This window comes from Roseomonas sp. TF40 (assembly GCF_057219975.1).
The window spans coordinates 1178123-1200441 of record NZ_JBXVVR010000001.1 but is presented as its reverse complement, the minus strand read 5'-3'; the positions used below and the strand labels follow the sequence as shown (position 1 = coordinate 1200441).

Annotated in this window: 20 protein-coding genes; 16 read left to right on the top strand and 4 right to left on the bottom strand. The window is 69.9% G+C overall.

Annotated features, from left to right (window positions below):
- Positions 1-3: 3 nt before the first annotated feature.
- The 7 genes from AC2D9U_RS05235 to AC2D9U_RS05205 are packed head-to-tail and all read left to right on the top strand — an operon-like array spanning position 4 to position 7732.
- Positions 4-1071, top strand: coding sequence for a branched-chain amino acid ABC transporter permease (locus tag AC2D9U_RS05235; protein WP_484747070.1), 1068 nt, complete (start codon positions 4-6; stop codon positions 1069-1071).
- A gap of 41 nt (positions 1072-1112) precedes the next feature.
- Positions 1113-2396: an ABC transporter substrate-binding protein gene (locus tag AC2D9U_RS05230; RefSeq protein WP_484747068.1), complete on the top strand. Its 1284-nt coding sequence runs from the start codon at positions 1113-1115 to the stop codon at positions 2394-2396.
- A gap of 56 nt (positions 2397-2452) precedes the next feature.
- Positions 2453-3235, top strand: a complete 783-nt coding sequence (locus AC2D9U_RS05225) for an ABC transporter ATP-binding protein (protein WP_484747067.1) — start codon at positions 2453-2455, stop codon at positions 3233-3235.
- Positions 3232-4467 (top strand): phenylacetate--CoA ligase family protein, encoded by a 1236-nt coding sequence (locus AC2D9U_RS05220; RefSeq protein WP_484747066.1) that lies wholly within the window; start codon positions 3232-3234, stop codon positions 4465-4467. Before AC2D9U_RS05225 ends, AC2D9U_RS05220 begins: the two co-directional genes overlap by 4 nt.
- Complete coding sequence (locus AC2D9U_RS05215; RefSeq protein WP_484747064.1) at positions 4464-6080, top strand: AMP-binding protein; 1617 nt, start codon at positions 4464-4466, stop codon at positions 6078-6080. Before AC2D9U_RS05220 ends, AC2D9U_RS05215 begins: the two co-directional genes overlap by 4 nt.
- A 2-nt stretch (positions 6081-6082) precedes the next feature.
- The gene (locus tag AC2D9U_RS05210; protein ID WP_484747063.1) at positions 6083-7255 is read left to right on the top strand and encodes an isovaleryl-CoA dehydrogenase; all 1173 of its coding nucleotides are present in this window, start codon (positions 6083-6085) and stop codon (positions 7253-7255) included.
- A 60-nt stretch (positions 7256-7315) separates the two neighbouring features.
- Positions 7316-7732, top strand: a complete 417-nt coding sequence (locus tag AC2D9U_RS05205) for a rhodanese-like domain-containing protein (protein ID WP_484747061.1) — start codon at positions 7316-7318, stop codon at positions 7730-7732.
- A 207-nt stretch (positions 7733-7939) separates the two neighbouring features.
- Here AC2D9U_RS05205 and AC2D9U_RS05200 read toward each other — a convergent pair whose 3' ends face one another.
- Genes AC2D9U_RS05200 through AC2D9U_RS05185 form a run of 4 tightly spaced genes read right to left on the bottom strand, consistent with a single transcriptional unit; the run spans position 7940 to position 11736 of the window.
- On the bottom strand, positions 7940-8824 hold the full coding sequence (locus tag AC2D9U_RS05200) for a DMT family transporter (protein WP_484747059.1): 885 nt from the start codon (positions 8822-8824) through the stop codon (positions 7940-7942).
- A complete protein-coding gene (locus tag AC2D9U_RS05195; protein ID WP_484747058.1) occupies positions 8821-10299 on the bottom strand; it encodes a tripartite tricarboxylate transporter permease in 1479 nt (492 codons plus the stop codon). Before AC2D9U_RS05195 ends, AC2D9U_RS05200 begins: the two co-directional genes overlap by 4 nt.
- Positions 10299-10736, bottom strand: a complete 438-nt coding sequence (locus tag AC2D9U_RS05190) for a tripartite tricarboxylate transporter TctB family protein (protein ID WP_484747057.1) — start codon at positions 10734-10736, stop codon at positions 10299-10301. Before AC2D9U_RS05190 ends, AC2D9U_RS05195 begins: the two co-directional genes overlap by 1 nt.
- Positions 10737-10743: 7 nt before the next feature.
- Entirely contained in the window at positions 10744-11736 is a 993-nt protein-coding gene (locus AC2D9U_RS05185; protein ID WP_484747056.1) for a Bug family tripartite tricarboxylate transporter substrate binding protein, read from the bottom strand.
- Positions 11737-11880: 144 nt separating this feature from the next.
- On the opposite strand from AC2D9U_RS05185, the gene AC2D9U_RS05180 reads away from it, so the two are divergent.
- The 9 genes from AC2D9U_RS05180 to AC2D9U_RS05140 all read left to right on the top strand — a co-directional run bounded on the left by AC2D9U_RS05180 (position 11881) and on the right by AC2D9U_RS05140 (position 22272).
- Positions 11881-12828: a 2-hydroxyacid dehydrogenase gene (locus tag AC2D9U_RS05180; protein WP_484747055.1), complete on the top strand. Its 948-nt coding sequence runs from the start codon at positions 11881-11883 to the stop codon at positions 12826-12828.
- 1 nt (position 12829) lies between these two features.
- Entirely contained in the window at positions 12830-13600 is a 771-nt protein-coding gene (locus AC2D9U_RS05175) for a class II aldolase/adducin family protein (RefSeq protein ID WP_484747053.1), read from the top strand.
- A gap of 96 nt (positions 13601-13696) precedes the next feature.
- A complete protein-coding gene (locus AC2D9U_RS05170; protein WP_484747052.1) occupies positions 13697-15367 on the top strand; it encodes an amidohydrolase in 1671 nt (556 codons plus the stop codon).
- Positions 15367-16308 carry an ABC transporter permease gene (locus tag AC2D9U_RS05165; RefSeq protein ID WP_484747051.1) on the top strand — a complete coding sequence of 314 codons (942 nt, stop codon included), beginning with the start codon at positions 15367-15369 and terminating at the stop codon, positions 16306-16308. Before AC2D9U_RS05170 ends, AC2D9U_RS05165 begins: the two co-directional genes overlap by 1 nt.
- A complete protein-coding gene (locus tag AC2D9U_RS05160) occupies positions 16305-17168 on the top strand; it encodes an ABC transporter permease (RefSeq protein WP_484747049.1) in 864 nt (287 codons plus the stop codon). The genes AC2D9U_RS05165 and AC2D9U_RS05160 overlap by 4 nt, the downstream gene beginning before the upstream one ends.
- A gap of 18 nt (positions 17169-17186) precedes the next feature.
- Entirely contained in the window at positions 17187-18791 is a 1605-nt protein-coding gene (locus tag AC2D9U_RS05155) for an ABC transporter substrate-binding protein (protein WP_484747047.1), read from the top strand.
- A 12-nt stretch (positions 18792-18803) separates the two neighbouring features.
- Positions 18804-20234: an amidohydrolase family protein gene (locus tag AC2D9U_RS05150; protein ID WP_484747046.1), complete on the top strand. Its 1431-nt coding sequence runs from the start codon at positions 18804-18806 to the stop codon at positions 20232-20234.
- Positions 20231-21214 (top strand): ABC transporter ATP-binding protein, encoded by a 984-nt coding sequence (locus AC2D9U_RS05145; protein WP_484747045.1) that lies wholly within the window; start codon positions 20231-20233, stop codon positions 21212-21214. Before AC2D9U_RS05150 ends, AC2D9U_RS05145 begins: the two co-directional genes overlap by 4 nt.
- The gene (locus AC2D9U_RS05140; protein WP_484747043.1) at positions 21211-22272 is read left to right on the top strand and encodes an ABC transporter ATP-binding protein; all 1062 of its coding nucleotides are present in this window, start codon (positions 21211-21213) and stop codon (positions 22270-22272) included. Before AC2D9U_RS05145 ends, AC2D9U_RS05140 begins: the two co-directional genes overlap by 4 nt.
- The last annotated feature ends 47 nt before the right edge of the window (positions 22273-22319 follow it).

Below are 22319 nucleotides of genomic sequence, written 5' to 3'. Positions count from 1 at the left end.
CGCATGAGCGCCATGACCCCCTGCGGCGACTACCGCACCAGCTACGCCGCCGACACCACCATCTTCCCCACGCGCAACAGCCGCCTTGCGCTGGTTGCGGGCCTTGCGCTGCTGTGCTGCGCGCCGCTGGTGCTCGGGCGCTATGAGCTCTCGCTGCTGATCAACATCGGCTTCCTGGGCATCGCCGCACTCGGGCTCAACATCCTGGTCGGCTTCACCGGGCAGATCAGCATCGGGCACGCCGCCTTCTTCGGCCTGGGTGCCTTCACCTCGGCCTGGCTGCATGAGCGCTTCGGCATCCCGGTGATGCTCTGCATCCCCCTCGCCGGGCTGATCACGGCCTTCATCGGCACGGTCTTCGGCGCACCGGCGGCACGGCTGAAGGGTCTCTACCTCGCCATCGCGACGCTGGCCGCGCAGTTCATCCTCGAGGATTTCTTTGCCCGCGCGCGCTGGTTCACCGGTGGCGTCGCGGGCCGGATGACCGAGAGCCCCGCCGTTTTCGGCTTCGCCTTCGATCGCGACGAGACCTATTTCTACCTCACGCTCTTCTACGTCGTGGTGATGTTCGTGGCCGCGGCGAACCTCATGCGCTCGCGCGATGGCCGCGCGCTGGTGGCGGTGCGTGACCACTACCTCTCGGCCGAGATGATGGGCATCAACCTCGCCTATTACCGCACCCTCTCCTTCGGCATCGCGAGCCTCTACGCCGGCATCGGCGGCGCGCTCTACGCGCACTACCTGCTGTTCGTGAGCGTGGAGGCCTTCAACATCCTCTTCTCCATCCAGTTCCTCGGCATGGTGATCATCGGCGGGCTTGGCTCCGTCATGGGCAGCCTGATGGGCGCGGCTTTCATGGTGATGCTGCCCGAGGTGACGCAATGGGGCGCGGAGGCGCTCTCCGGCAGCGCCATCGACCAGGCGCTGCGGCTCGGCAATTCGCTCAGCTACCTGCGCGAGATGGCACTCGGCGCGGCCATCATGCTGTTCCTGATCTTCGAGCCGGATGGGCTCGCAAGGCGCTGGCGCCTGATCAAGGCGTACTGGAAACTCTACCCCTATTCACACTAGCCGGCAGCAAGCCCGGCCTTCAGGGAGGATATGCCATGCACATGAAGTCACTGGTTCTCGGGGCGGCGGCGGCGCTGAGCCTCTCGCTGCCCGCGGCGGCGCAGCAGCGCATCCCCATCGGCCATCTGATGGACAATTCCGGCCCGACCTCGGATGTCGGTGTGCCCTATGGACAGGGTGTGGCCGATACCCTCGCCTGGGTGAATGCGACGCGCCGCGGCGTGGGCGGACGCCCGCTCGCGGTCAACGGCGTGGATTACGGCTACCAGGCGCCGCGCGCCGTCAGCCAGTACCAGGCCTGGTCGCGCGACCGCGTGGTGGCGATCCAGGGCTGGGGCACGGTGGACACCGAGGCGCTGATCCGCTTCGTCACGCGCGACCGCATCCCCTACATAAGCGGCTCCTACTCCGCCGCGTTGACCGATGCCGCCGGGCGCTCCGGCCGCCAGGGCGTGGAGGCCGCGCCCTTCAACTTCTTCTATGGCCCGTCCTATTCCGATGCGCTGCGCGCGATGCTGCAATGGGCGGCGGATGACTGGAAGGCGCGCGGCCAGCAGGGCCGGCCGAAATACGTTCATATGGGGGCGAACCACCCCTATCCGAACTCGCCCAAGGAGGCGGGAGAGACGCTGGCGCGTGAGCTCGGCTTCGATGTGCTGCCCGCCATCCAGTTCGCCCTGACGCCGGGCGACTACACCGCGCAATGCCTGACGCTGCGCAGCGGCGGGGCGAACTATGCCTATCTCGGCAATACGGCGGGCTCGAACATCTCCGTGTTGCGTGCCTGCCAGACCGCGGGCGTGCAGGTGCAGTTCCTGGGCAATGTCTGGGGCATGGATGAGAACGCGATGCGCGCCGCCGGCACGGCGGCGAATGGCGTGGTCTTCCCCGTCCGCACCGCGGCGGTCTGGGGCCAGGATGCGCCGGGTATGCGCACGGTGCGTGAGATCAGCCGCGTCTCGGACGCGGCCGGCACGGCCTATCGCCCGGTGCACTACGTCGCCGGCGTGTGCAGCGCGATGCTGATGGTGGAGGCCATGGAGCATGCGGTGCAGGGCGGCGGCGCGATGACCGGCGAACGCATCCGCGAGGGCTTCTACGCCCGCCAGAACTGGGTGCCGCGCGGCTTCGAGGGCGTGTGCAACCCTTCCAACTTCGCGCCCGATGATCACCGCGGCACGCTGCGCGTCGGCCTCTACCGCGCTGTCGTGAACGGCCCCACCGCGCAGGGCAGCGTGGCCGAGCTGATGGCCGCCGGCACGATGAAGGTCGAGCCGGTGACGGTGGTCGAACTGCCGCGCCGCCGCGACTGGCTCGGCTGGTGAGCCAGGCGGCTCCTGCCACGAACCCTCCGCCGGCGGCTGCGCCGGCGGAGGCGCCGTTGCTCGAGGTGAACAACATCGAGGTCGTCTACAACGACGTCATCCTCGTGCTGCGCGGCCTGTCGCTGGCCGTGCCGAAGGGCAGGATCGTCGCCCTGCTCGGCGCCAATGGCGCGGGGAAGTCGACGACGCTGAAGGCGATCTCCGGCCTGCTCAAGACCGAGGAGGGCGAGATCACGCGCGGCGACGTCCGCTTCGCCGGTGAGCGGCTGAACGGGATCGAGGCGCATCAGATCGTCCGCCGCGGCATCTTCCAGGTGATGGAGGGACGGCGGATCATCAGCGACATGACCTGCCTGGAGAACCTCCGCCTCGGCGCCTTCACGCGCAGCGATGCGGAGGTGAAGCGCGACATCGACATGGTCTATGACTACTTCCCGCGCCTCAAGGAACGTACCGGCCTCGCCGGCTATCTCAGCGGCGGCGAGCAGCAGATGCTGGCCATCGGGCGCGCGCTGATGGCGCGGCCGAGGCTGATCCTGATGGATGAGCCCTCGATGGGCCTCTCGCCGCTGCTGGTGAAGGAGGTCTTCGGCATCATCCGCAAGCTGAACGAGGAGCTTGGCATCACCATCCTGCTCGTCGAGCAGAATGCGCGCATGGCGCTTTCCGTCGCCAGCCACGGCTATGTGATGGAGCAGGGCAAGGTGGTGCTGGATGGCAGCGCGGAGGCGCTGGCGAACAACGAGGACGTGAAGGAATTCTACCTCGGTGGCCACGGCGCCGAGCGCAAATCCTTCCGCAACCTGAAATCCTACAAGCGCCGGAAACGCTGGCTGTGACAGGACATTTCGACAATCGCGAGACCCGCAGCGCCGCGGCGCGCGAAGCCGCGCTCGCGCAACTCCTGCCGCGGCAGATCGCGCACGCCAAGGCGCGCGCGCCGGCCTATGCCGCGCTGCTCGCCGATGTCGATCCGCATGCGGTGACGGATCGCGCGGCGCTGGCGGCCCTTCCTGTCACGCGCAAATCCGCACTGATCGAGGCGCAGGCGGATGCCCCGCCGCTGGGCGGTTTCGCCGCGACGCCGCTGGGCGATCTGGCACGAATCTTCGTCTCGCCCGGCCCGATCCATGAACCGCAGGGCGCGGGGCCCGATCCCTGGCGCTTCGCCCGCGCGCTGCACGCCACGGGGCTGCGGCGCGGCATGCTGCTGCACAATTGCTTCGCCTACCATTTCACGCCCGCCGGCATGATGCTGGAGGAAGGCGCGCGCGCCCTCGGTTGTCCCGTCTTTCCCGCCGGTCCGGGCAATACCGAGGCGCAGGCCCGCGCAGCGGCGCATCTGCGCCCGGCCTGCTATGCCGGCACGCCGGATTTCCTCAAGGCGATCCTCGAGGCCGGCGAGGCGCTCGGCCTCGACCTGTCGTCGCTGCGCTACGGCCATGTCACGGGGGGCGCCTATCTGCCCGCGCTGCGCGCCTTCTACGCCGCGCGCGGCATGACCGTGCTGCAGAGCTACGGCACCGCCGATCTCGGCCTCATCGCCTATGAATCCGAAGCGCGGGAGGGGCTGATCTGCGACGAGGACGTGCTGGTGGAGATCGTGCGCCCCGGCACCGGCGATGCGGTGCCGGAGGGCGAAGTGGGGGAGGTGCTCGTCACCAGCTTCGACCGGGCCTATCCGCTGATCCGTTTCGCCACCGGCGATCTCTCCGCCGTGCAGCCCGGCGCCTCGCCCTGCGGGCGGACGAACATGCGCATCAAGGGCTGGATGGGCCGGGCCGATCAATCCGCCAAGGTGCGCGGGCTCTTCGTGCGGCCGGAGCAGATCGCCGAGGTCATGCGCGCGCATCCGGGCCTCGGCCGCGCGCGCCTCGTCATCGGCCTCGCCGAGACGCGCGACACTATGACGCTGCGCGTCGAGAGCCCGGTGCGCGATGCCGCGCTGGTCGAAAGCCTCGCGCGCAGCCTGCAGGGTGTCACCCGCCTGCGCGGCGAAGTGCGGCTCGAGGAGCCGGGCGCCCTGCCGAATGACGGGAAGGTGATCGAGGATACGCGGCCCGCCCCATGACGGCGCGCGGGACCTACGCCGCCTGGCTGGCGCGCTTCCGCTGGGAGATCCCGGCGCGCTGCAACATCGCCGAGGAATGCTGCGACCGCTGGGCCAATGGCAGCGGCCGCCTGGCGATGGTCGCGCTGCAGGAGGACGGCACGGCCGAGCGCATCAGCTTCGATGAGTTGCATCGCCGCGTCTGTCGCCTGGCGAATGTCCTGGCCGCGCAGGGCATCGGGCGCGGCGACCGCGTGGGCGTGCTGCTGCCGCAATCGCCCGAGGCCGCGGTGGCGCACCTCGCCGCCTATCGCCTCGGCGCCATTGCCGTGCCGCTGTTCCTGCTCTTCGGGGAGGACGCGCTGCGCTATCGCCTCGCCGATTGCGGCGCGGCGGCGCTGGTGACGGACCAGGCGGGGCTCGCCAAGCTCGACGCCATCCGCGCCGATCTGCCTGACCTGCAAAGCATCCTCGCGATCGGCGGCGGGCCCGGGGCGCAGGATCTCGCGGCCGCCATGGCGCGGGCGCAGGACGCGCATGACTGCGTAGCGACCGGGCCCGATGATCCCGCGCTGATCATCTACACCAGCGGCACCACCGGCAGTCCGAAGGGGGCGCTGCATGCCCATCGCGTGCTGCGCGGCCATCTGCCCGGCGTGGAGGCGCCGCAGGAGGGCTTCCCGCAGCCCGGCGACCTGTTCTGGACGCCGGCCGACTGGGCCTGGATCGGCGGGCTGCTCGACGTGCTGCTGCCGAGCCTGTTTCACGGCGTGCCGGTGCTCGCGCACCGGATGCACAAATTCGACCCCGAATTCTGCTTCCACCTCATGGCCGCGCAGGGCGTGCGCAACGCCTTCATCCCGCCCACGGCGCTGCGCATGCTGCGCGGCGTGCCCAACCCGGCGCGCTTCGGCCACCGCCTGCGCAGCCTCGGCACGGGGGGCGAGACGCTGGGGGCGGAGATGCTGGACTGGGGGCGCGGGGCCTTCGGGCTGACGATGAACGAGTTCTACGGCCAGACGGAGTGCAACCTCATCGTCTCCAACAGCGCGGGGATGTTTCCGGTGAAGCCCGGCAGCATGGGCCGCGCGGTGGCGGGGCATGAGGTGGCGATCCTCGGCGCCGATGGCGCGCCCGTGCCCAAGGGGCAGGAGGGGCTGATCGCCGTGCGTGCGCCCGATCCGGTGATGTTCCTGGGCTACTGGAACCGTCCCGCGGATACGCGGGCGAAGTTCCATGGCGCGTGGCTGCTCACCGGCGACCGCGCGACGATGGATGAGGACGGGCATGTCTTCTTCCTCGGCCGGGACGATGATGTCATCACCTCCGCCGGCTATCGCATCGGCCCCGGCGAGGTGGAGGATTGCCTCGCGCGGCACCCCGCCGTGGCGATGGCGGCGGTGATCGGCCTGCCCGATGCGCTGCGGACCGAGATCGTGACCGCGGTGGTCGTGCCGAAGCCCGGCGTGGTGGCGGATGCCGCGCTCGCCGCCGCGATCCAGGATTTCGTGCGCCAGCGCCTGGCCGCGCATTGCTACCCGCGGCGCGTCATCTTCGCCGAGGCCTTGCCGCAGACGGCAACGGGCAAGATCATGCGCGGCGCGCTGCGCAAGCACCATGCGGAAGGAAGCTAGCCATGGCCGCGAACCAGATGCCCATGCTCGACCACGACCTCGGCGACGAGGTCGATCTGTTGCGCGATTCCGTGCGCGGCTTCTGCGATGCGCGCGTCGCCCCCATCGCCGCCGAGATCGACCGCACCGACGAATTCCCCCGCTACCTCTGGCCCGAGATGGGCGCGCTCGGCCTGCACGGCATCACGGTGGAGGAGGAGTATGGCGGCGCGGGCATGGGCTATCTCGCGCATTGCGTGGCGATGGAGGAAGTCAGCCGCGCCTCGGCCAGCGTAGGTCTCAGCTATGGCGCGCATTCCAACCTCTGCGTGAACCAGATCCGCCGCAACGGCAATGAGGACCAGAAGCGCCGCTACCTGCCGAAGCTGATCAGCGGCGAGCATCTCGGCGCGCTGGCTATGAGCGAGCCCTCGGCGGGCTCCGACGTGGTCTCGATGAAGCTGCGCGCCGAGAAGCGCGGCGATCGCTGGGTGCTGAACGGCACCAAGCTCTGGATCACCAACGCGCATTACGCCGAGACGCTGGTGGTCTACGCCAAGACCGATCCATCCGCCGGGGCGAAGGGCATCACCGCCTTCCTGATCGAGAAGGGCTTCAAGGGTTTCCGCCCGGCCCAGAAGCTCGACAAGCTCGGCATGCGCGGCTCGCCCACCTCCGAACTCGTCTTCGAGGAGTGCGAGGTGCCGGAGGAGAATGTGCTCGGGGCGGTCGGCGGCGGCGTGCGGGTGCTGATGTCGGGCCTGGATTATGAGCGCGCGGTGCTGGCGGCTGGGCCCATCGGCATCCTCCAGGCCTGCCTGGATCTGGTCGTGCCCTATATCCACGATCGCAAGCAGTTCGGGCAGTCGATCGGCGAATTCCAGTTCATTCAGGGCAAGGTCGCGGACATGTACACCGCGCTCAACGCCACGCGCGCCTATGTCTATGCCGTCGCGCGGGCCTGCGACCGCGGGCTGACCAGCCGCAAGGACGCGGCCGGCGCCATCCTCTTCGCGGCGGAGGCCGCCACGAAGGCCTCCCTCGACGCCATCCAGATCCTCGGCGGCAATGGCTACATCAACGACTACCCGGCCGGGCGGCTGCTGCGCGACGCCAAGCTCTACGAGATCGGCGCCGGCACCAGCGAGATTCGCCGCCTGTTGATCGGCCGGGAGATCTTCCGCGAGACCGCCTGAGGTTGTTTTGCCGGCGCCGCGCCCCCAATCTCTGCGCCAACAGAGGATGGAGAGCTCAGCATGGCCGGTGTTCCCGATGTCAGCCCCCGCGCCGCCTACCAGGCGATCGCCGAAGACCCGGATGCGGTGCTGGTCGACGTGCGCACCGATGCGGAGTGGAACTTCGTCGGCCTGCCGGATTTGCAGGAGGTCGGCAAGCAGGTGGTTCTCATCCCCTGGCAGCTCTACCCGACCATGCAGGTGAACGGCAATTTCGTGGAGCAGCTTCACCGCGCCGGCGCCAAGCCGATGTCGAAGCTCTACTTCATCTGCCGCTCCGGCGCGCGCAGCCTGGCGGCCGGGCAGGCGGCCCAGCAGGCGGGCTTCCCGCATGCCTTCAACGTGGCGGATGGCTTCGAGGGTCCGGTGGATGCCGAAGGCCATCGCGGCGGCATTGCCGGCTGGAAGGCGGATGGCCTGCCCTGGCGGCAGCGGTAGGCTTTTTGCCCTCAGGCGCCGGGCGCCGCCTCCGGCGGCTACAGCACTATCGACAAACACTGAATCAGTGTTTGTCGATTTCGTGCTGTAGTTTCAATAAGTTGTAGAGCAAGAGATCGATCCATCAGGATCGATCGTGCTCTAGGCTCGCCGCATAAGCGGCGGGCCGCGTTCGCGGCCTCAGGCCGGTAGGCACCGGCCTGCCAACTACCCCGGCGCGCGGTTCACCACCCAGATCCCCGCGCCGATCAAGGCCAGCGCGCCCAGCAACGTCCAGGTCACCGGCTCGCCCAGCAGCAGCGCGCCGAGCGAGACGCCGAAGACCGGCGTCAGGAACAGGAAGGGCGCGAGGCGCGAGGCAGGGTGGCGGGAAACCAGCCAGAACCAGGCAGCATAGCTCGCCACCGCCACGCCCAGCACCTGGTAGGTCAGCGAGATCCAGGTGATGGCCGTGGCGCCCTCGATGCCGCGCTCGCCCAGGGCGAAGCCCAGCGGCAGCAGCAGCGCCGAGGCCGCGAGCTGGTAGAGCAGCGTCCGCTCCGGCGCGATGCGCGTCAGCCGCGTCGCCTTGATGGTGGCGATGGTCGCGCCCCAGAGCGCGCCGGCCAGCAGCGCCAGCGCATCGCCCATCAGCGCCGCGCCGGGCCCGCCGAGACTGTCGGCGAAGGCCAGCAGCACCCCGGCGAAGGCCAGCACCATGCCGCCGAGCTTGCGTGCCGTCAGCCGGTCCCCGGGCACGAAGAAATGCGCGCCCAGCACGGCGAAGAAGGGCGCGGTGTAGAGCAGCACGCCGGCGCGCGAGGCGGTGGTCAGCCCCAGCGCGGCGTAGAGCGCCCAGAACTCGCCGGCGAAGAGCGCGCCGGCCAGCATGCCCGCGGGCAGGCTGCCATCACGCCGGAACACCACCACGCCGCGGATCCGGCACCAGAGCAGCAGGACCGGGATGGCGAGGATCGAGCGCAGCCCGGCATGCACCAGGGGCGAGATCGCCTCGCCCGCCACCTTCATGCCCACCTGCGCCAGGCCCCAGCTGGCGCAGAGCAGCGCGACGAGCGCGATGGCCGAGGGCGCCAGCCCTGTGCCGGCGCTCACGCGGGGTTGCGGCGCAGCAGCGGCCAGAGAATGGCGGCGAGGGTGCAGGCCCAGAGCAGGAGGGAGGGGAGGGAGGCGAACAGCGCCATGACATCGCCATCGGAGAGCGCCATGGCGCGGCGGAAATTGTCCTCCAGCAGGCGGCCCAGCACGAAGCCCAGGATGATCGGCACCAGCGGCACGTTCAGCTTGCGGAAGACATAGCCGAGGATCCCGAAGCCCACCGCCATCAGCAGGTCGAAGGCCGCGTTGGACACGGCGTAGACGCCCGCGAAGGACAGCGCGATGACGCCCGGATAGAGCACCCATCCCGGCACGGCGAGCAGCCGGGCAAACAGCCCCACCAGCGGCAGGTTCAGCACCAGCAGCATGACGTTGCCGACATACATGCTGGCGATCAGCCCCCAGGCGACCTCCGGGCGCTGCGTGAACAGCAGCGGGCCGGGCGTGATATTGTACATCAGCAGCGCGCCGAGCAGCACGGCGGTGGTGCCCGAACCGGGAATGCCCAGCGAGAGCATTGGCACGAGATTGCCGATCTGCGCCGCATTGTCGGCCGTCTCGGGCGAGGCGACGCCGCGCAGATCGCCCTTGCCGAAGGTGCCGTGCTTGTCGGTCAGCCGCTTCTCGGTGGTGTAGGAAAGGGCGGCTGCTACCGAGGCGCCGGCGCCGGGCAGCACGCCGATGACGAAGCCGATGCCCGTGGCGCGGGTCATCGCGGGGATGCAGGCGATCAACTCGCGCAGGCTGAGCCGCGCGCCATGGCCGAGCGCTGCGGCGCTGATGCGCAGCCGCGTCTCGAGCAGCAGCAGCACCTCGCCGATGGCGAACAGGCCGATGGCGAGCACGGTGAAGTCGATGCCGCCCAGCAACTCGATGCTGCCCAGCGTCAGCCGCTCGATCCCCGTGCCGGAATCGATGCCCACCAGCGCGAGCGCGATGCCCAGCCCGCCCGCCGCCCAGGCCTTCACCGCATTGCCCGGCGCGACCGCGCCCAGCAGCGACAGCGCGAAGACGATCAGCGCCACATAATCCGCCGGCGAGAAGCCCACCGCGATGCGCGCCAGCGGCACGCTCAGGAAGGTCATCAGCACGACCGAGATGGTGGCGCCGACGAAGCTGCCCACGCCCGAGACGGCAAGTGCGGCCGCCCCGCGCCCCTGCTTGGCCAGCGGATGGCCATCGAGCGTGGTGATGGCCGCCGAGGGTTCGCCCGGCATGTTGAGCAGGATCGCCGTGATCCGCCCCCCATAGCCCGAGCCGTAATAGACCGCGGCCAGCAGGATCAGCGCCGATTCCGGCGGCAGCTTCAGCGCGAAGCAGAAGGGCAGCAGCAGCGCGATGGCGTTCATCGGCCCGATGCCCGGTAGCACGCCGATGGCGGTGCCGACCACGCAGCCGATCAGGGCCAGGGCGAGGTTGGTCGGCGTGAGCGCGATGGCGAAGCCGCCCATCAGGGCCGTGAGGCTTTCCATCAGACCCCCAGCGGCCCGCGCGGCAGCGGCAAATCGAGCAACCGGTCCAGCAGCAGCCACAGCCCCGGCGCCGTGACCGCGGCGCTCAGCACGGCTTGCAGCGGCCGCGCCGCGAAGGCCAGGGCGATGACGATGCAGAGCAGGAAGGTGGCCGGGATGAAGCCGAGCGGCACCAGCAGCAGCGCATAGGCCGCCATCGCCGCCGTGGCCGTCAGGCCCGGCACCACCTGTTCGGCGGCCTCCCACAGATCGCCCGGCCGGAGTGCCACGAACAGGCCGCAGCCGCCGATCACGGCCGCGACCAGGGTGGGGAAGGCGCGCGGGCCGATCGGATCGGCGGCGAAGGCGACCTCCAGCGATTGCGCATGCCAGGCAATGCCCGCGCCGAGCGCGAGCAGGGCGAGCCCGAGCAGCCGATCCGGCAAAAGGCCGCGCAAGGCGGGCTCAGTTCGCCTGCTGGATCACGCCGACCTCGCGCGCCAGCGCCCGGTACTCCGCCGTGCGCCGCTTCGCGAGATCGGAGAATTCCTGGCCCACCAGGTTGAACTCGTAGAGCCCCGCACCGTCGCGGATGGCGATCCAGCGCGGATCGGCATGCAGGCGGCGCAGCGCGTTCGCCCAGTATTCATAGGCCGCGTCGGGCGCGCCGGGGGGCATGTAGAAGCCGCGCACGATGGTCCACTCCGCGTCCACGCCCTGTTCCTTGGCGGTCGGCACATTGGCGAAGGGGCCGGGCAGGCGGTTGGGGGCCAGCACGGCCAGCACGCGGATCTCATTGGCCTCGAGCTGCCCGCGCACCTCGGTGGCATCGCCCGGGAAGACCTGGATGTGCCCGCCGAGCAGCGCGGCCATGGCCTGGCCGCCGCCCTCGAAGGGCACGTAGCGCAGCCGGCGCGGGTCCTGCCCGGCGCCGCGCGCGATCAGCGCCGCCTTGGTCCAGTCCTGGCTGCCAACGGCGCCGCCGGCGCCCATCGGCACGGAGGACGGGTCCGCCCGCAGGGCGGCGATCAGATCGGCCAGCGTGGCGAAGCGGCTGTCGCGGCGCACGGCGATGACGCCGAAATCCGCACCGATCGTGCCGAGCCAGCGCACGTCGTTCTCGGTCCAGCGGCCGAAGCGGTTCTGCGCGAGGTTCACCCAGCTGCCGGTCGAGACGGCGACGATCACATTCGGGTCGGCGCGGCGCTGCGCGTTGATGTGGTTGATCGCCACCGCGCCGATGCCGCCGGGCATGTTCTGGGTGCGGATGGCCGGGCCGATGATGCCAAGCTCGTTCAGCGCCCGCGCGGCGGTGCGGCAGGTCAGGTCGAAGCCGCCGCCGGGTGCCGCGGGGGCGATGCATTCCGGGTTCTGCGGCGTGAAGCCCTGGGCGAAGGCCGGCGTGGCCGCAAGGCCAGCGAGCGCGATGGTGGTGCCGAGCAGGTGGCGGCGTTGCATGTCAGTCCTCCCCAAGACCAGTGACGTTGCCCGGCAGGAAGCCCGGAAACCGCGCCATCGTCAACGCGGTCCTTGGCTTTTGGGGTGGACGCAGGCCGCGCCAGGGGGCATTCCGGCACGCGCAGACAACCTCGTGGTGAGCGCGTGCCCAAACCCATCCTGCTCGTGAAATCCGGCGGCGAGGCGGCGATGCCGGAATGGCAGGCCCTCTTTGCCGCCTGTGCGCCGCAGATCGAGGTGCGCTGGTGGGATGACCGCAGCGTCGACCCGGCCAGCGTTCGCTACGTGCTTGTGTGGGATCCCGAGCCCGGGCGGCTCGCGGCCCTGCCCAACCTGCAGGTGATCTTCGGCAGCGGGGCCGGGGTGGATTTCATCACCCGCGACCCGCAACTGCCCCGCCATGTGCCGCTGATGCGCATGGCGACCTCGGGTGCCGCCCAGCGCATGGGGGAGTTCGTCTGCTGGGCGGCGCTTTCGCTGCTCAAGGGCGCGCGGCGCATCGGCCTGAACCAGGCAGCACGGAAATGGGAGTATTTCGAGCCGGAGCACACCGCGCACGAGACCACGGTGGGCATGATGGGCCTCGGCCATATGGGCAGCCGGGCGGCGGAGATGCTGCTCGGCCTCGGCTTCCCGGTGATCGGCTGGTCGCGCGGGCGCAAGGACATCCCGGGCGTGGTGAGCTATGCCGGGGATGCGGAGCGCGACGCCTTCCTCGCCAAGACAAGGCTGCTGGTCTGCCTGCTGCCCTCGACCGATGAGACGCGCGGCATCATCGCCGCCCCCCTGCTGGCGAAGCTGCCCCGCGGGGCGGGGCTGGTGAATGTCGGGCGCGGCAGCCACCAGAAGGTCGAGGACATCATCGCCGCGCTCGACAGCGGCCAGCTCTCCGGCGCCGTGCTTGACGTCTTCGAGCAGGAACCGCTGCCGCCCGAGCACCCGGCCTGGGTGCATCCGGGCATCCTCGTCACGCCGCATCTGGCGAGCCTGCCCTCGCGGCGCGAGCGGGCCGAGCATGTCGCGCGCGGCATCGCGCTGCATGAGGCGGGCCAGACGCTTCCCAACCTCTACGACCACGGGCGAGGCTACTGACATGGCCCTGCCCCCGCCGCCCGTCCGGCCCGACCCCACCCATGTGCCGAGCGAACGCGAACTGCGCGAGGACCTCGCCGCCGCCTATCGGCTCATCGCGCTGCATGGCATGACCGATCTCGTCTTCACGCATCTGTCGGTGCGCGTGCCGGGCGAGGGCCATCGCTTTCTCGTGAACCCCTATGGCCTGTTGTTCGAGGAAGTGACGGCCAGCAGCCTGGTGCTGGTGGATGCGGACGGCGCGCCGCGGCAGGCGACGACCTGGCCGGTGAATCCGGCCGGCTTCGTCATCCACTCCGCCGTGCATCGCGGCCACCCCAACGCCGCCTGCGTGATGCATACGCACACCCTGGCCGGCATGGCGATCGCCGCCCAGCAGGGGGGGCTGCTGCCGCTCAACCAGATGATGATGGAGTTCGACGGCCGCGTCGCGCTGCACGACTATGAAGGTGTTGCCGCCGACGACAACCTGGATGAGCGCGAGCGCCTGGTGCGGGACCTCGGCGACAAGCCCTGCATGATCCTGCGCCATCACGGGCTGCTGACGGTGGGCCACACCGTGGCCGAGGCCTTCTACTGGATGTGGTATCTCGAGCAGGCCTGCCGCATCCAGCTCGCCGCGCAATCCTCCGGCGCGCCGCTGGCCGTCGCCCCGCCGGAGGTGGTGGCGCGCACGAAGCTGCAGTTCAACACCGGGCCGACCAAGGGCTGGCTGCCCTGGCAGGCGTTGCGCCGCAAGCTCGACCGGGAGCAGCCCGACTACAAGGATTGAGCCGCCCCTGCGCGAAGCAGCGCGCGCCTCATTCGGAGGCAAGGCAGGGCGCGCAGGCCACCAGTATACGCCGCGGCGCGCTTGACGCGCCCGCCCATGCCGATGACCATCCCGTCATGCAAGGTGCGCTGGGGGCATAGGGTGCAGGACGGGTTGATCCTCAGCGGGGGGCGGGTGTTCCGCGGCCTGCAAGGCGGTTTCGCCGAGGCCTGCGCGCTGCGCGACGGGCGCGTGCTGGCCGTGGGCAGCGCCGCCGAGATGGCCGCCGCCGCGCCGGGCGCACGGGTGCTCGACCTCGCCGGGCGCGTCGCCATTCCCGCCTTCAACGAAGCGCATATGCACCTGCTGCCCTACGGGCTCGCCCTGGCCGGCGTGAACCTGCGCGCCGAGGAGGTGAAGAGCCTCGATGAGATGCTCTCGCGGCTGCGCCGGGCCGCGCAGGCGGCGCCGAAGGGCGCCTGGGTGCTCGGGCGCGGCTATGACCATGCCGAGCTCGATATCGGCCGCCATCCGACGGCGGCGGAGCTGGATGCGGCCGCACCCGACAACCCGGTCTTCATCACGCGCACCTGCGGCCATATGGGTGTTGCGAACACCGCCGCCCTGCGTGCCGCCGGGGTGGGCCACAACACGCCCGATCCGGAAGGGGGCGTGATCGAGCGCAAGGGGGGCGCGCTCACCGGCCTGTTCCAGGAACGCGCGATGCGCCTGGTGCGCGACATCATCCCGCCGCCCGATGAGGAGGCCATGGTCGCCGCCATCGCGCGCGCCTGCGACCACCTCGCCAGCCTCGGCTTCGCGTCCGCGACCGACATGAATGTCGGCATGACGGCAGGCATGGCCGAGATCGACGCCTATCGCGCCGCGCGCGCCTCGGGACGGATGAAGTTGCGGCTCTGGAACGTGCTCGCCGGCAATCCGGAGGGCATCGCACTGCGCGCCTGGGAGACGGGGCTGCGGCCGATGGAGGGGGACGACATGCTGCGCTGGGGCGCGGTGAAGGTCTTCGCCGATGGCAGCGCGGGCGGGCTCACCGCGGCCTTCTTCGATCCCTATCTCGACAGCGCGGGAGGCGGCACGGGCGTCTTCACCTTCCCCGACGAGAAGATCCACGCGCTGCTCAAGCTGTTCCATGAACAGGGCTGGCAACTCGACATCCACGCCATCGGCGATGCCGCGATCGAGCAGGTGCTGCAGGGCATGGAGGCGGCGGACAGTGCCGCACATCCCTTCGCCGGCCGGCGCCATCGCATCGAGCATTGCGGCTTCCTCACCCGCGACCAGCGGCTGCGCATGAAGGCGCGCGGAATCCTGCCCGTGCCGCAGCCCGTCTTCATGTACGAGTTCGGCGATCTCTATGTGCGCAACCTCGGCCTGCCGCGCAGCGAGGCCGCCTATCCGATGAAGACCTGGCTGGCGGAGGGGCACCATCCGGCCGCGTCCTCCGACTGCCCGGTCTCGACCGTCGATCCCTTCGTCAACCTGTTCACCATGCTGACCCGCAAGACCAATCGCGGCACGGTGCTCGGCGCGCAGGAGGCGCTGACGGCGGAGGAAGCCGTGCATTGCCAGACCTGGTGCGGCGCCTACACGCAATTCGCAGAGGATCGCCGCGGCACCATCGAGCCCGGCCTGCTGGCCGACATCGCCATCCTCTCGCGCGACATCTTCACGAGTTCGCCGGAGGATGTTCTGCGCGATGCGCGCGCGGACCTCACGCTGCGCGATGGTGTGGCGATCTACGACCGGCATGGGGAACTCGCCTGATGCTGCGCCATGCCGTGCAACGCCTGCTGCTGGCGGTGCCCGTGATGTTCGGCGTGCTGCTGGTGGGTTTCCTGCTGATGCAGGTGGTGCCGACAGACCCGGCCGTGGTGCGCGCCGGGCCCAATGCCTCGGCCGAGATCATCGCGGAGATCCGCCGTGACCTCGGACTCGACCAGCCCCTGCCGGTGCAATTCGGGCTCTATCTCTGGCGGCTGCTGCAGGGCGATCTTGGGGTTTCCATCATCAACAACGTGCCCGTGGCGCAGGAGCTGGGGGCGACCATCGGCCCGACGCTCGAACTGATGGCGGCGAGCCTGATCTGGTCCATCCCGCTCGGCATCGCCATGGGCACGATCGCCGCCTATCTGCGCGGCTCCTGGCTCGATCGCCTCGTGATGGCCTTCAGCGTCGCGGGTGTGTCGATCCCAGTGTTCTTTCTTGGCCTCGTGCTGATCTGGTTCGTCGGCTTCCAATGGCAGTGGCTGCCCTTCACGGGCCGGGCCGGGCCGCTCTGGACGCTGGAGGGGTTGCGCGCCGTGGCGCTGCCGGCGATCACGCTCGGCGGCGTCTTCGTCGGCCCCATCGCGCGCATGACGCGCACCGCGGTGCTGGAGGTGCTGGGCGCCGATCATGTGCGCACGGCGCGCGCGAAGGGATTGCCCGAACGCCTTGTCGTGCTGCGCCACGCGCTGCGCAACGCGATGGTGCCGGTGGTGACGCTGATCGGCCTGCAGATCGGCTTCCTCCTGGGCGGCGCGGTGGTGACGGAGCAGGTCTTCTCCTGGCCGGGCGTGGGTCGCCTCGCGGTCGGCGCCATCACCTCCTCTGATTTCCCGATGGCGCAGGGCACGATCATCGTGCTCTCCATGGGCTTCATCGTGGTGAACCTGATCGTCGATCTGCTCTACGGCGTGCTCGATCCGCGGGTGCGCGCGGCATGAGCGCCACCGCCGCCGAGATCACCGCGCCGGCGCGCCCCTCCACGCTGCGGCTGCTGCTGCGCGATGTCGGGGCGGCGCTTTCCCTGATCCTGGTCGTGCTGAGCATCCTGCTTGCCTTGCTGGCACCCTGGCTTGCGCCCCACGACCCCTATGACACCAACCTCTCGGCCATCATGCAGCCGCCCGGCGGCGAGTATCTGCTGGGCACGGACGGGCAGGGGCGGGACATGCTCTCGCGCATGCTCTACGGCCTGCGCGTGACGCTGAGCATGGGCGCGATGAGCCTTCTCATCGGCGGCAGCATCGGCGTGCTGATGGGTTTCTGCGCGGCCTATTACCGGCGGCTGGATGGCGTGCTGATGCGGCTGGTGGACATCATGCTCTCCTTCCCCGCCATCCTCTTCGGCCTCGCCATCGCGGCGATCTTCGGCCCCGGTATCACGGCGGTGGTGATCGCGCTTTCGGTGGCGACAGTGCCGCTGATGGCGCGCATCGCGCGCTCGACGGCGCTGGTCGTGCTCGGCCTCGACTACATCGAGGCCGCGCGCGCGCAGGGCATGGGCGATGCGCGGCTGATCTGGCGGCACCTCGCGCCCAATTGCCTCTCGCCCATCCTGGTCTTCGCCACGCTGCGCTTCGGGCAGGTGATCCTGCTGGGCTCGGCGCTCTCCTTCCTCGGCCTCGGCGCCCAGGCGCCGGTGGCGGAGCTGGGGGCTATGGCCTCGCAGGGGCGCACTTTCCTCTTCTTCGCGCCGCACATCTCGGTCCTGCCCTGTGCGGTGATCTTCGTGGTCGTCCTCGCCTTCAACGTGCTGGGGGATTCGCTGCGCGACGCGCTCGACCCCCGGCTGCGCATCTGATCGAAACGGGAGAACAACATGCAGACCGGACTCTTCAAGCGCGCCCTGCTCGGCATGGCGACCCTCGCGGGCCTCGCCGCCGCGCTGCCCGCGACCGCGCAGACCGCGCGCAACACCGCGATCTTCCTGCGCGAGATCGACGCGGATCGCTACGACCTCCATCGCAGCACCGCGCGCGGCGCGGGCGAGGTGGTGACGCTGATGACGGATACGCTCGTCAGCATGGATTTCGATGGCCGCACCATCCGCCCCGGCCTGGCCGAGCGGTGGGAGGTCTCGCCCGACGGCAAGCTCTACACCTTCCATCTGCGCCGCGACGTCACCTTCTGCGACGGCAAGCCGATGACCGCCGCCGATGTGGTCTATTCGATCAATCGCTGGATCTCGCCCGAGACGCGCAGCCCCGTCGCCTGGCGCGCCGGCCCGGTGAAGGAGATCCGCGCGCGCGACGACTACACGGTCGAGTATGAGCTGAACGCGCCCTTCTCCGAATTGCTGTCCCAGCTCACCCTTTTCTTCGCCGGCATCGTCGATCGCGCGACGGTGGAGCGGCTGGGCGCCAATTTCGGCAGCCAGGGCTTCAACGGCACCGGCCCCTATTGCTGGGTGTCCTGGACGCCGCGCAGCGAGCTGGTGCTGCAGCGCCACCCGAACTATCGCTGGGGGCCGCCGATCTTCGAGAATCGTGGCCCTGCCCATGTCGAGCGCATCGTCTGGCGCGTGGTACCCGAGCCCACGGCACGCCTCGCCGCGCTGCAGACCGGCCAGGCGGATGTGACGCAATACGTGCCGATGGTGGCGGTCGACAGTGTCCGCCGCGTGCCGACGGTGAGCCTGCTGACCCAGCCCAACTATTTCTGGGACTATTATCTCGGCTTCAAGATCGACAAGCCGGTGGTGAGCGACCGCGCGGTGCGCCGCGCCATCCACCAGGCGGTCGATCGCGCCGCGCTGGTGCGCGCGGTTTGGTTCGGCCATGCGCAGCCCGCGCTCAACATCGTCAACCCCAACACGCTCGACTACGACGCGCAGTCGGACGCGATGGTGCCGCGCTTCGACGTGGCGGCGGCGCAGCGCACGCTGGATGAGGCCGGCTGGCGGATGGGCAGCGATGGCGTGCGCGTGAAGGATGGCGTGCGCGCCAGCTTCCTGACCTATGGCATCAACACGCTGGAGAACCAACGCCAGGGCGAGATCATCCAGCAGGCCCTGCGCCGCGTCGGCATCGAGATGCGCATCCAGCTCTTCGACGCGACGGTCGCCTGGGGCCGGCTCGCGACGCAGGAATTCGACGCGCTGTTCCTGAGCTATCCGTATTTCTCGGCCGGCGATGCGCTGAGCCTCTACTGGCACAGCCGCGCGCGGCCGACGCCCAACCGCATGAACTGGAACGACCCGCAGACCGACGCCTGGCTGGATGAGGCGCGCAGCGCGACCGACCCGGCCGTGCGCGCCAATGCGCTGGCGCTGCTGCAGCGCCGCCTGGCCGAGGAATCGCCCTGGCTGACCACGGCACGCGAGAACCTCTATGTCGGCGTCTCGAACCGCGTCACCGGCCTGCGGGCGCATGGCCTCTATGGCATCGGGATCTACAAGGCGCTCGACATGCGGATCGTGCGGTAGGAGCGCGGCACCATGACCACCGTCATCCGCAATGCCGAGCTCGTCGTCGCCTGGGATGCGACGACGCGCCAGCATGTCTACATGCCCGATGCCGACGTCGCCTATGAGGGCGGCGTGCTCTCCTTCGTCGGGCGCGGCTATACCGGCACGGCCGATGAGGAGATCGACGGGCGTGGCCTGATGGTCATGCCGGGCCTGGTGAACATCCACTCGCACCCGTCGAGCGAGCCGATGAACAAGGGGCTGATCGATGAGATCGGCTCGCCCGGCCTCTACAATTCCTCGCTCTACGAATTCATGCCGATCTTCCGCGCCGATGCGGAAGCGGTGCCTTCCTGCGTCCGGGTCGCGCTGTCCGAACTGCTGCTCTCCGGCGTCACCACGGTCGCCGATCTTTCCATGGCGCATCCGGGCTGGCTCGACCTGCTCGCGGAATCGGGCATGCGCGTGTGCATCGCGCCGATGTTCAAATCCGCGAAGTGGTTCACGAAGAACGGCCATGTCGTCGAGTATGAGTGGGACGAGGCCGCCGGCGAGAAGGCGATGGCCGAGGCGCTCACCCTCATCGAGCGCGCCGAGCAGCATGAGAGCGGGCGGCTTTTCGGCATGGTGGTGCCGGCGCAGATCGATACCTGTACCGACACGCTGCTGAAGGAGAGCCATGAGGAGGCGCGCAAGCGCGGCCTGACCTGGCAGATCCACGCCGCGCAATCCGTGGTGGAGTTCCACGAGATCACGCGCCGGCACGGCAAGACGCCGATCGGCTGGCTCGATTCCATGGGCCTGCTGGGCGAGCGCAGCATCATCGGCCACGGCATCTTCCTCGATGACCACCCCTCGACGAAGTGGTGGACCGATACCGACATGAAGCGCCTGGCCGAGACCGGCACGACGGTGGCGCATTGCCCCACCGTCTTCGCGCGGCGCGGCATCACGCTCAAGCATTTTGGCCGCTACAAGCGCGCCGGCGTGAATATGGGCCTGGGCACCGACACCTATCCGCACAACATGCTCGATGAGATGCGCCTCGTCGCCTATCTCGCGCGCACTCAGGCGAACGACCCGCGCAGCATGACCACCAATGAGCTCTTCGACGCCGCCACGATCGGCGGCGCCAAGGCGCTCGGGCGCGAGGATATCGGGCGGCTCGCCGCCGGTTGCCGCGCCGATTTCGTGCTGGTGGACGTCACGCATCCGATGATGCGCCCGGGCCGCGATCCGGTGCGCAGCCTTGTCTACGCGGCCGGCGATCGCGCGGTGAAGGACGTGTTCGTCGATGGCCGCAAGGTCGTGGCGGATGGCGAGGTGGTGACGATGGATTACCGCGGCGCCGCCGCGCATCTGCATGAGGCGCAGAAGCGCATCATCGATCGCGCGCCCTCGCAGGATTGGGCGCATCGGCCGGTGGACCAGACCTCGCCGCCGACGTTCCGGTGGTCGTGACACCACTGCTCAGGATCGAGGGGCTGCGGACGGTGTTCCGCAGCGCCTCGGGCGACATCCCGGCCGTGGACGGCGTCGATCTCGAGGTGCCGGCGGGGCGCACGCTCGGCATCGTGGGGGAGAGCGGCTGCGGCAAGTCCATGCTCAGCCTCTCCATCATGCGCCTCGTGCCCGCGCCGGGCCGCGTGGCGGCGGGGCGCGTGCTGCTGGAAGGGCGCAACCTGCTCGATCTCTCCACCAGCCAGATGCGCGACGTGCGCGGCGGCCAGGTGGCGATGATCTTCCAGGAGCCGATGACCAGCCTGAATCCCGTGCATCCCATCGGCCTGCAGATCACCGAGGCGATGCGCGCGCATGACCCGCGCGCCAGCAATGCCGAGTTGCGGGAGCGTGCCATCGCCGCGCTCGAGCGCGTGCGCATCCCCGTGCCCGCGCGGCGCTACGACGAATTCCCGCACCAGCTTTCGGGCGGCATGCGCCAGCGCGTGATGATCGCCATGGCGCTTGCCTGCAAGCCGAAGCTGCTGATCGCCGATGAGCCCACCACCGCGCTCGACGTGACCGTGCAGGCGCAGATCCTGGATCTGCTGCGCGACCTGCAGGCAGAGACGGGCATGGCCATCATCCTGATCACCCATGACCTCGGCGTGGTCGCGGAAATGGCCGATGAGGTGGCGGTGATGTATGCGGGCCGCATCGCGGAACGTGCGGCGGCGGCGGATCTCTTCGCCGATCCGCAGCACCCCTACACGCTCGGCCTGCTGGGTTCGATCCCGCGCCTTGACGAGGATCGGGAGCAATTGCTGGCGATCGAGGGCGCGGTGCCGCCGCCCTTCGCGCTGCCCCAGGGCTGCCGCTTCCATCCGCGCTGTCCCTTCGCCGAACCCGCCTGCACCACGGCGCAGCCGCCGCTGCGCGAATTGGCGCCCGGCCATCGCGCTGCCTGCCTGCTTGCGCCGGTCGAAGGCATCCCCGCATGAGCCTGCTCGAGGTCGAGGGCCTGACCAAGCACTACCCGGTGCGCCAGGGCATCCTGCTGGCGCGCGAGGTCGGGCTGGTGCGCGCCGTCGATGGCGTCTCCTTCCGCCTCGACCGGGGTGAGACGCTGGCCCTGGTGGGGGAGAGCGGCTGCGGCAAATCCACCACCGCGCGGCTGGTGCTGCGCCTGATCGAGCCCACCGCCGGCACGGTGCGCTTCGATGGGGTGGAGGTGGCGGGGGCGGCGCTGCGCACGCTGCGCCGGCGCGTGCAGGTGGTGTTCCAGGATCCCTATGCCAGCCTCAACCCGCGCCTGCGCGTGGGCGACACCATCGCCGAGCCGATGGAGGTGCATGGCATCGGCGACGCCGCGTCCCGCGCCGCGCGGGTGAAGGAGTTGCTGGGCCTCGTCGGCCTCGCGCCCTATCACGCGCAGCGCTACCCGCATGAGTTCAGCGGTGGGCAGCGCCAGCGCATCGGCATCGCCCGCGCGCTCGCCGTGCAGCCGGATCTCATCGTCTGCGATGAGCCCGTCAGCGCGCTGGATGTCTCGATCCAGGCGCAGGTGGTGAACCTGCTGAAGGATCTGCAGCGCCGCTTCGGCCTGTCCTATCTGTTCATCGCGCATGACCTCGCCGTGGTGCGGCACATGGCCGATCGCGTGGCGGTGATGTATCTCGGCCAGATCGTGGAGACGGCGCCGAAGCAGACCCTGTTTGCGCAGCCGCTGCACCCCTATACCCGCGCGCTGCTGAGCGCGATCCCGCACCCCGATCCGCGCCGGCGCGGCCAGGTGCGGCCGATCGGCGGCGATGTGCCAAGCCCGATGAATCCGCCGCCCGGCTGCCGCTTCCACACGCGCTGCCCGCTGGCCCAGCCGCGCTGCAAGGCCGAGATGCCGGCGCTGCGGGAACTGGCACCCGGCCATCACGTCGCCTGCCACCTTGCGGAGAGCCTGCCGGCCCATGTGGCCGAGGCCGGGTCGGGCATGTCGCCGCGCGCGGCCCAGCGCCTGGCGCTCTATGCGGCGGCCAAGGCGCGGCGGGCGGCCGGAACCTGATATCCAGGCCCGCCCCTGTGGACGCGCCCGCCGCCCAGGGCTAGGAA

Bases quoted from the DNA above. Each gene is read 5' to 3' on its own strand.
- AC2D9U_RS05235 (WP_484747070.1), top strand. From the start codon at position 4: ATGAGCGCCATGACCCCCTGCGGCGACTACCGCACCAGCTACGCCGCC.
- AC2D9U_RS05230 (WP_484747068.1), top strand. From the start codon at position 1,113: ATGAAGTCACTGGTTCTCGGGGCGGCGGCGGCGCTGAGCCTCTCGCTG.
- AC2D9U_RS05215 (WP_484747064.1), top strand. From the start codon at position 4,464: ATGACGGCGCGCGGGACCTACGCCGCCTGGCTGGCGCGCTTCCGCTGG.
- AC2D9U_RS05210 (WP_484747063.1), top strand. From the start codon at position 6,083: ATGGCCGCGAACCAGATGCCCATGCTCGACCACGACCTCGGCGACGAG.
- AC2D9U_RS05205 (WP_484747061.1), top strand. From the start codon at position 7,316: ATGGCCGGTGTTCCCGATGTCAGCCCCCGCGCCGCCTACCAGGCGATC.
- AC2D9U_RS05195 (WP_484747058.1), bottom strand. From the start codon at position 10,299: ATGGAAAGCCTCACGGCCCTGATGGGCGGCTTCGCCATCGCGCTCACG.
- AC2D9U_RS05185 (WP_484747056.1), bottom strand. From the start codon at position 11,736: ATGCAACGCCGCCACCTGCTCGGCACCACCATCGCGCTCGCTGGCCTT.
- AC2D9U_RS05175 (WP_484747053.1), top strand. From the start codon at position 12,830: ATGGCCCTGCCCCCGCCGCCCGTCCGGCCCGACCCCACCCATGTGCCG.
- AC2D9U_RS05170 (WP_484747052.1), top strand. From the start codon at position 13,697: ATGCCGATGACCATCCCGTCATGCAAGGTGCGCTGGGGGCATAGGGTG.
- AC2D9U_RS05165 (WP_484747051.1), top strand. From the start codon at position 15,367: ATGCTGCGCCATGCCGTGCAACGCCTGCTGCTGGCGGTGCCCGTGATG.
- AC2D9U_RS05160 (WP_484747049.1), top strand. From the start codon at position 16,305: ATGAGCGCCACCGCCGCCGAGATCACCGCGCCGGCGCGCCCCTCCACG.
- AC2D9U_RS05155 (WP_484747047.1), top strand. From the start codon at position 17,187: ATGCAGACCGGACTCTTCAAGCGCGCCCTGCTCGGCATGGCGACCCTC.
- AC2D9U_RS05150 (WP_484747046.1), top strand. From the start codon at position 18,804: ATGACCACCGTCATCCGCAATGCCGAGCTCGTCGTCGCCTGGGATGCG.
- AC2D9U_RS05140 (WP_484747043.1), top strand. From the start codon at position 21,211: ATGAGCCTGCTCGAGGTCGAGGGCCTGACCAAGCACTACCCGGTGCGC.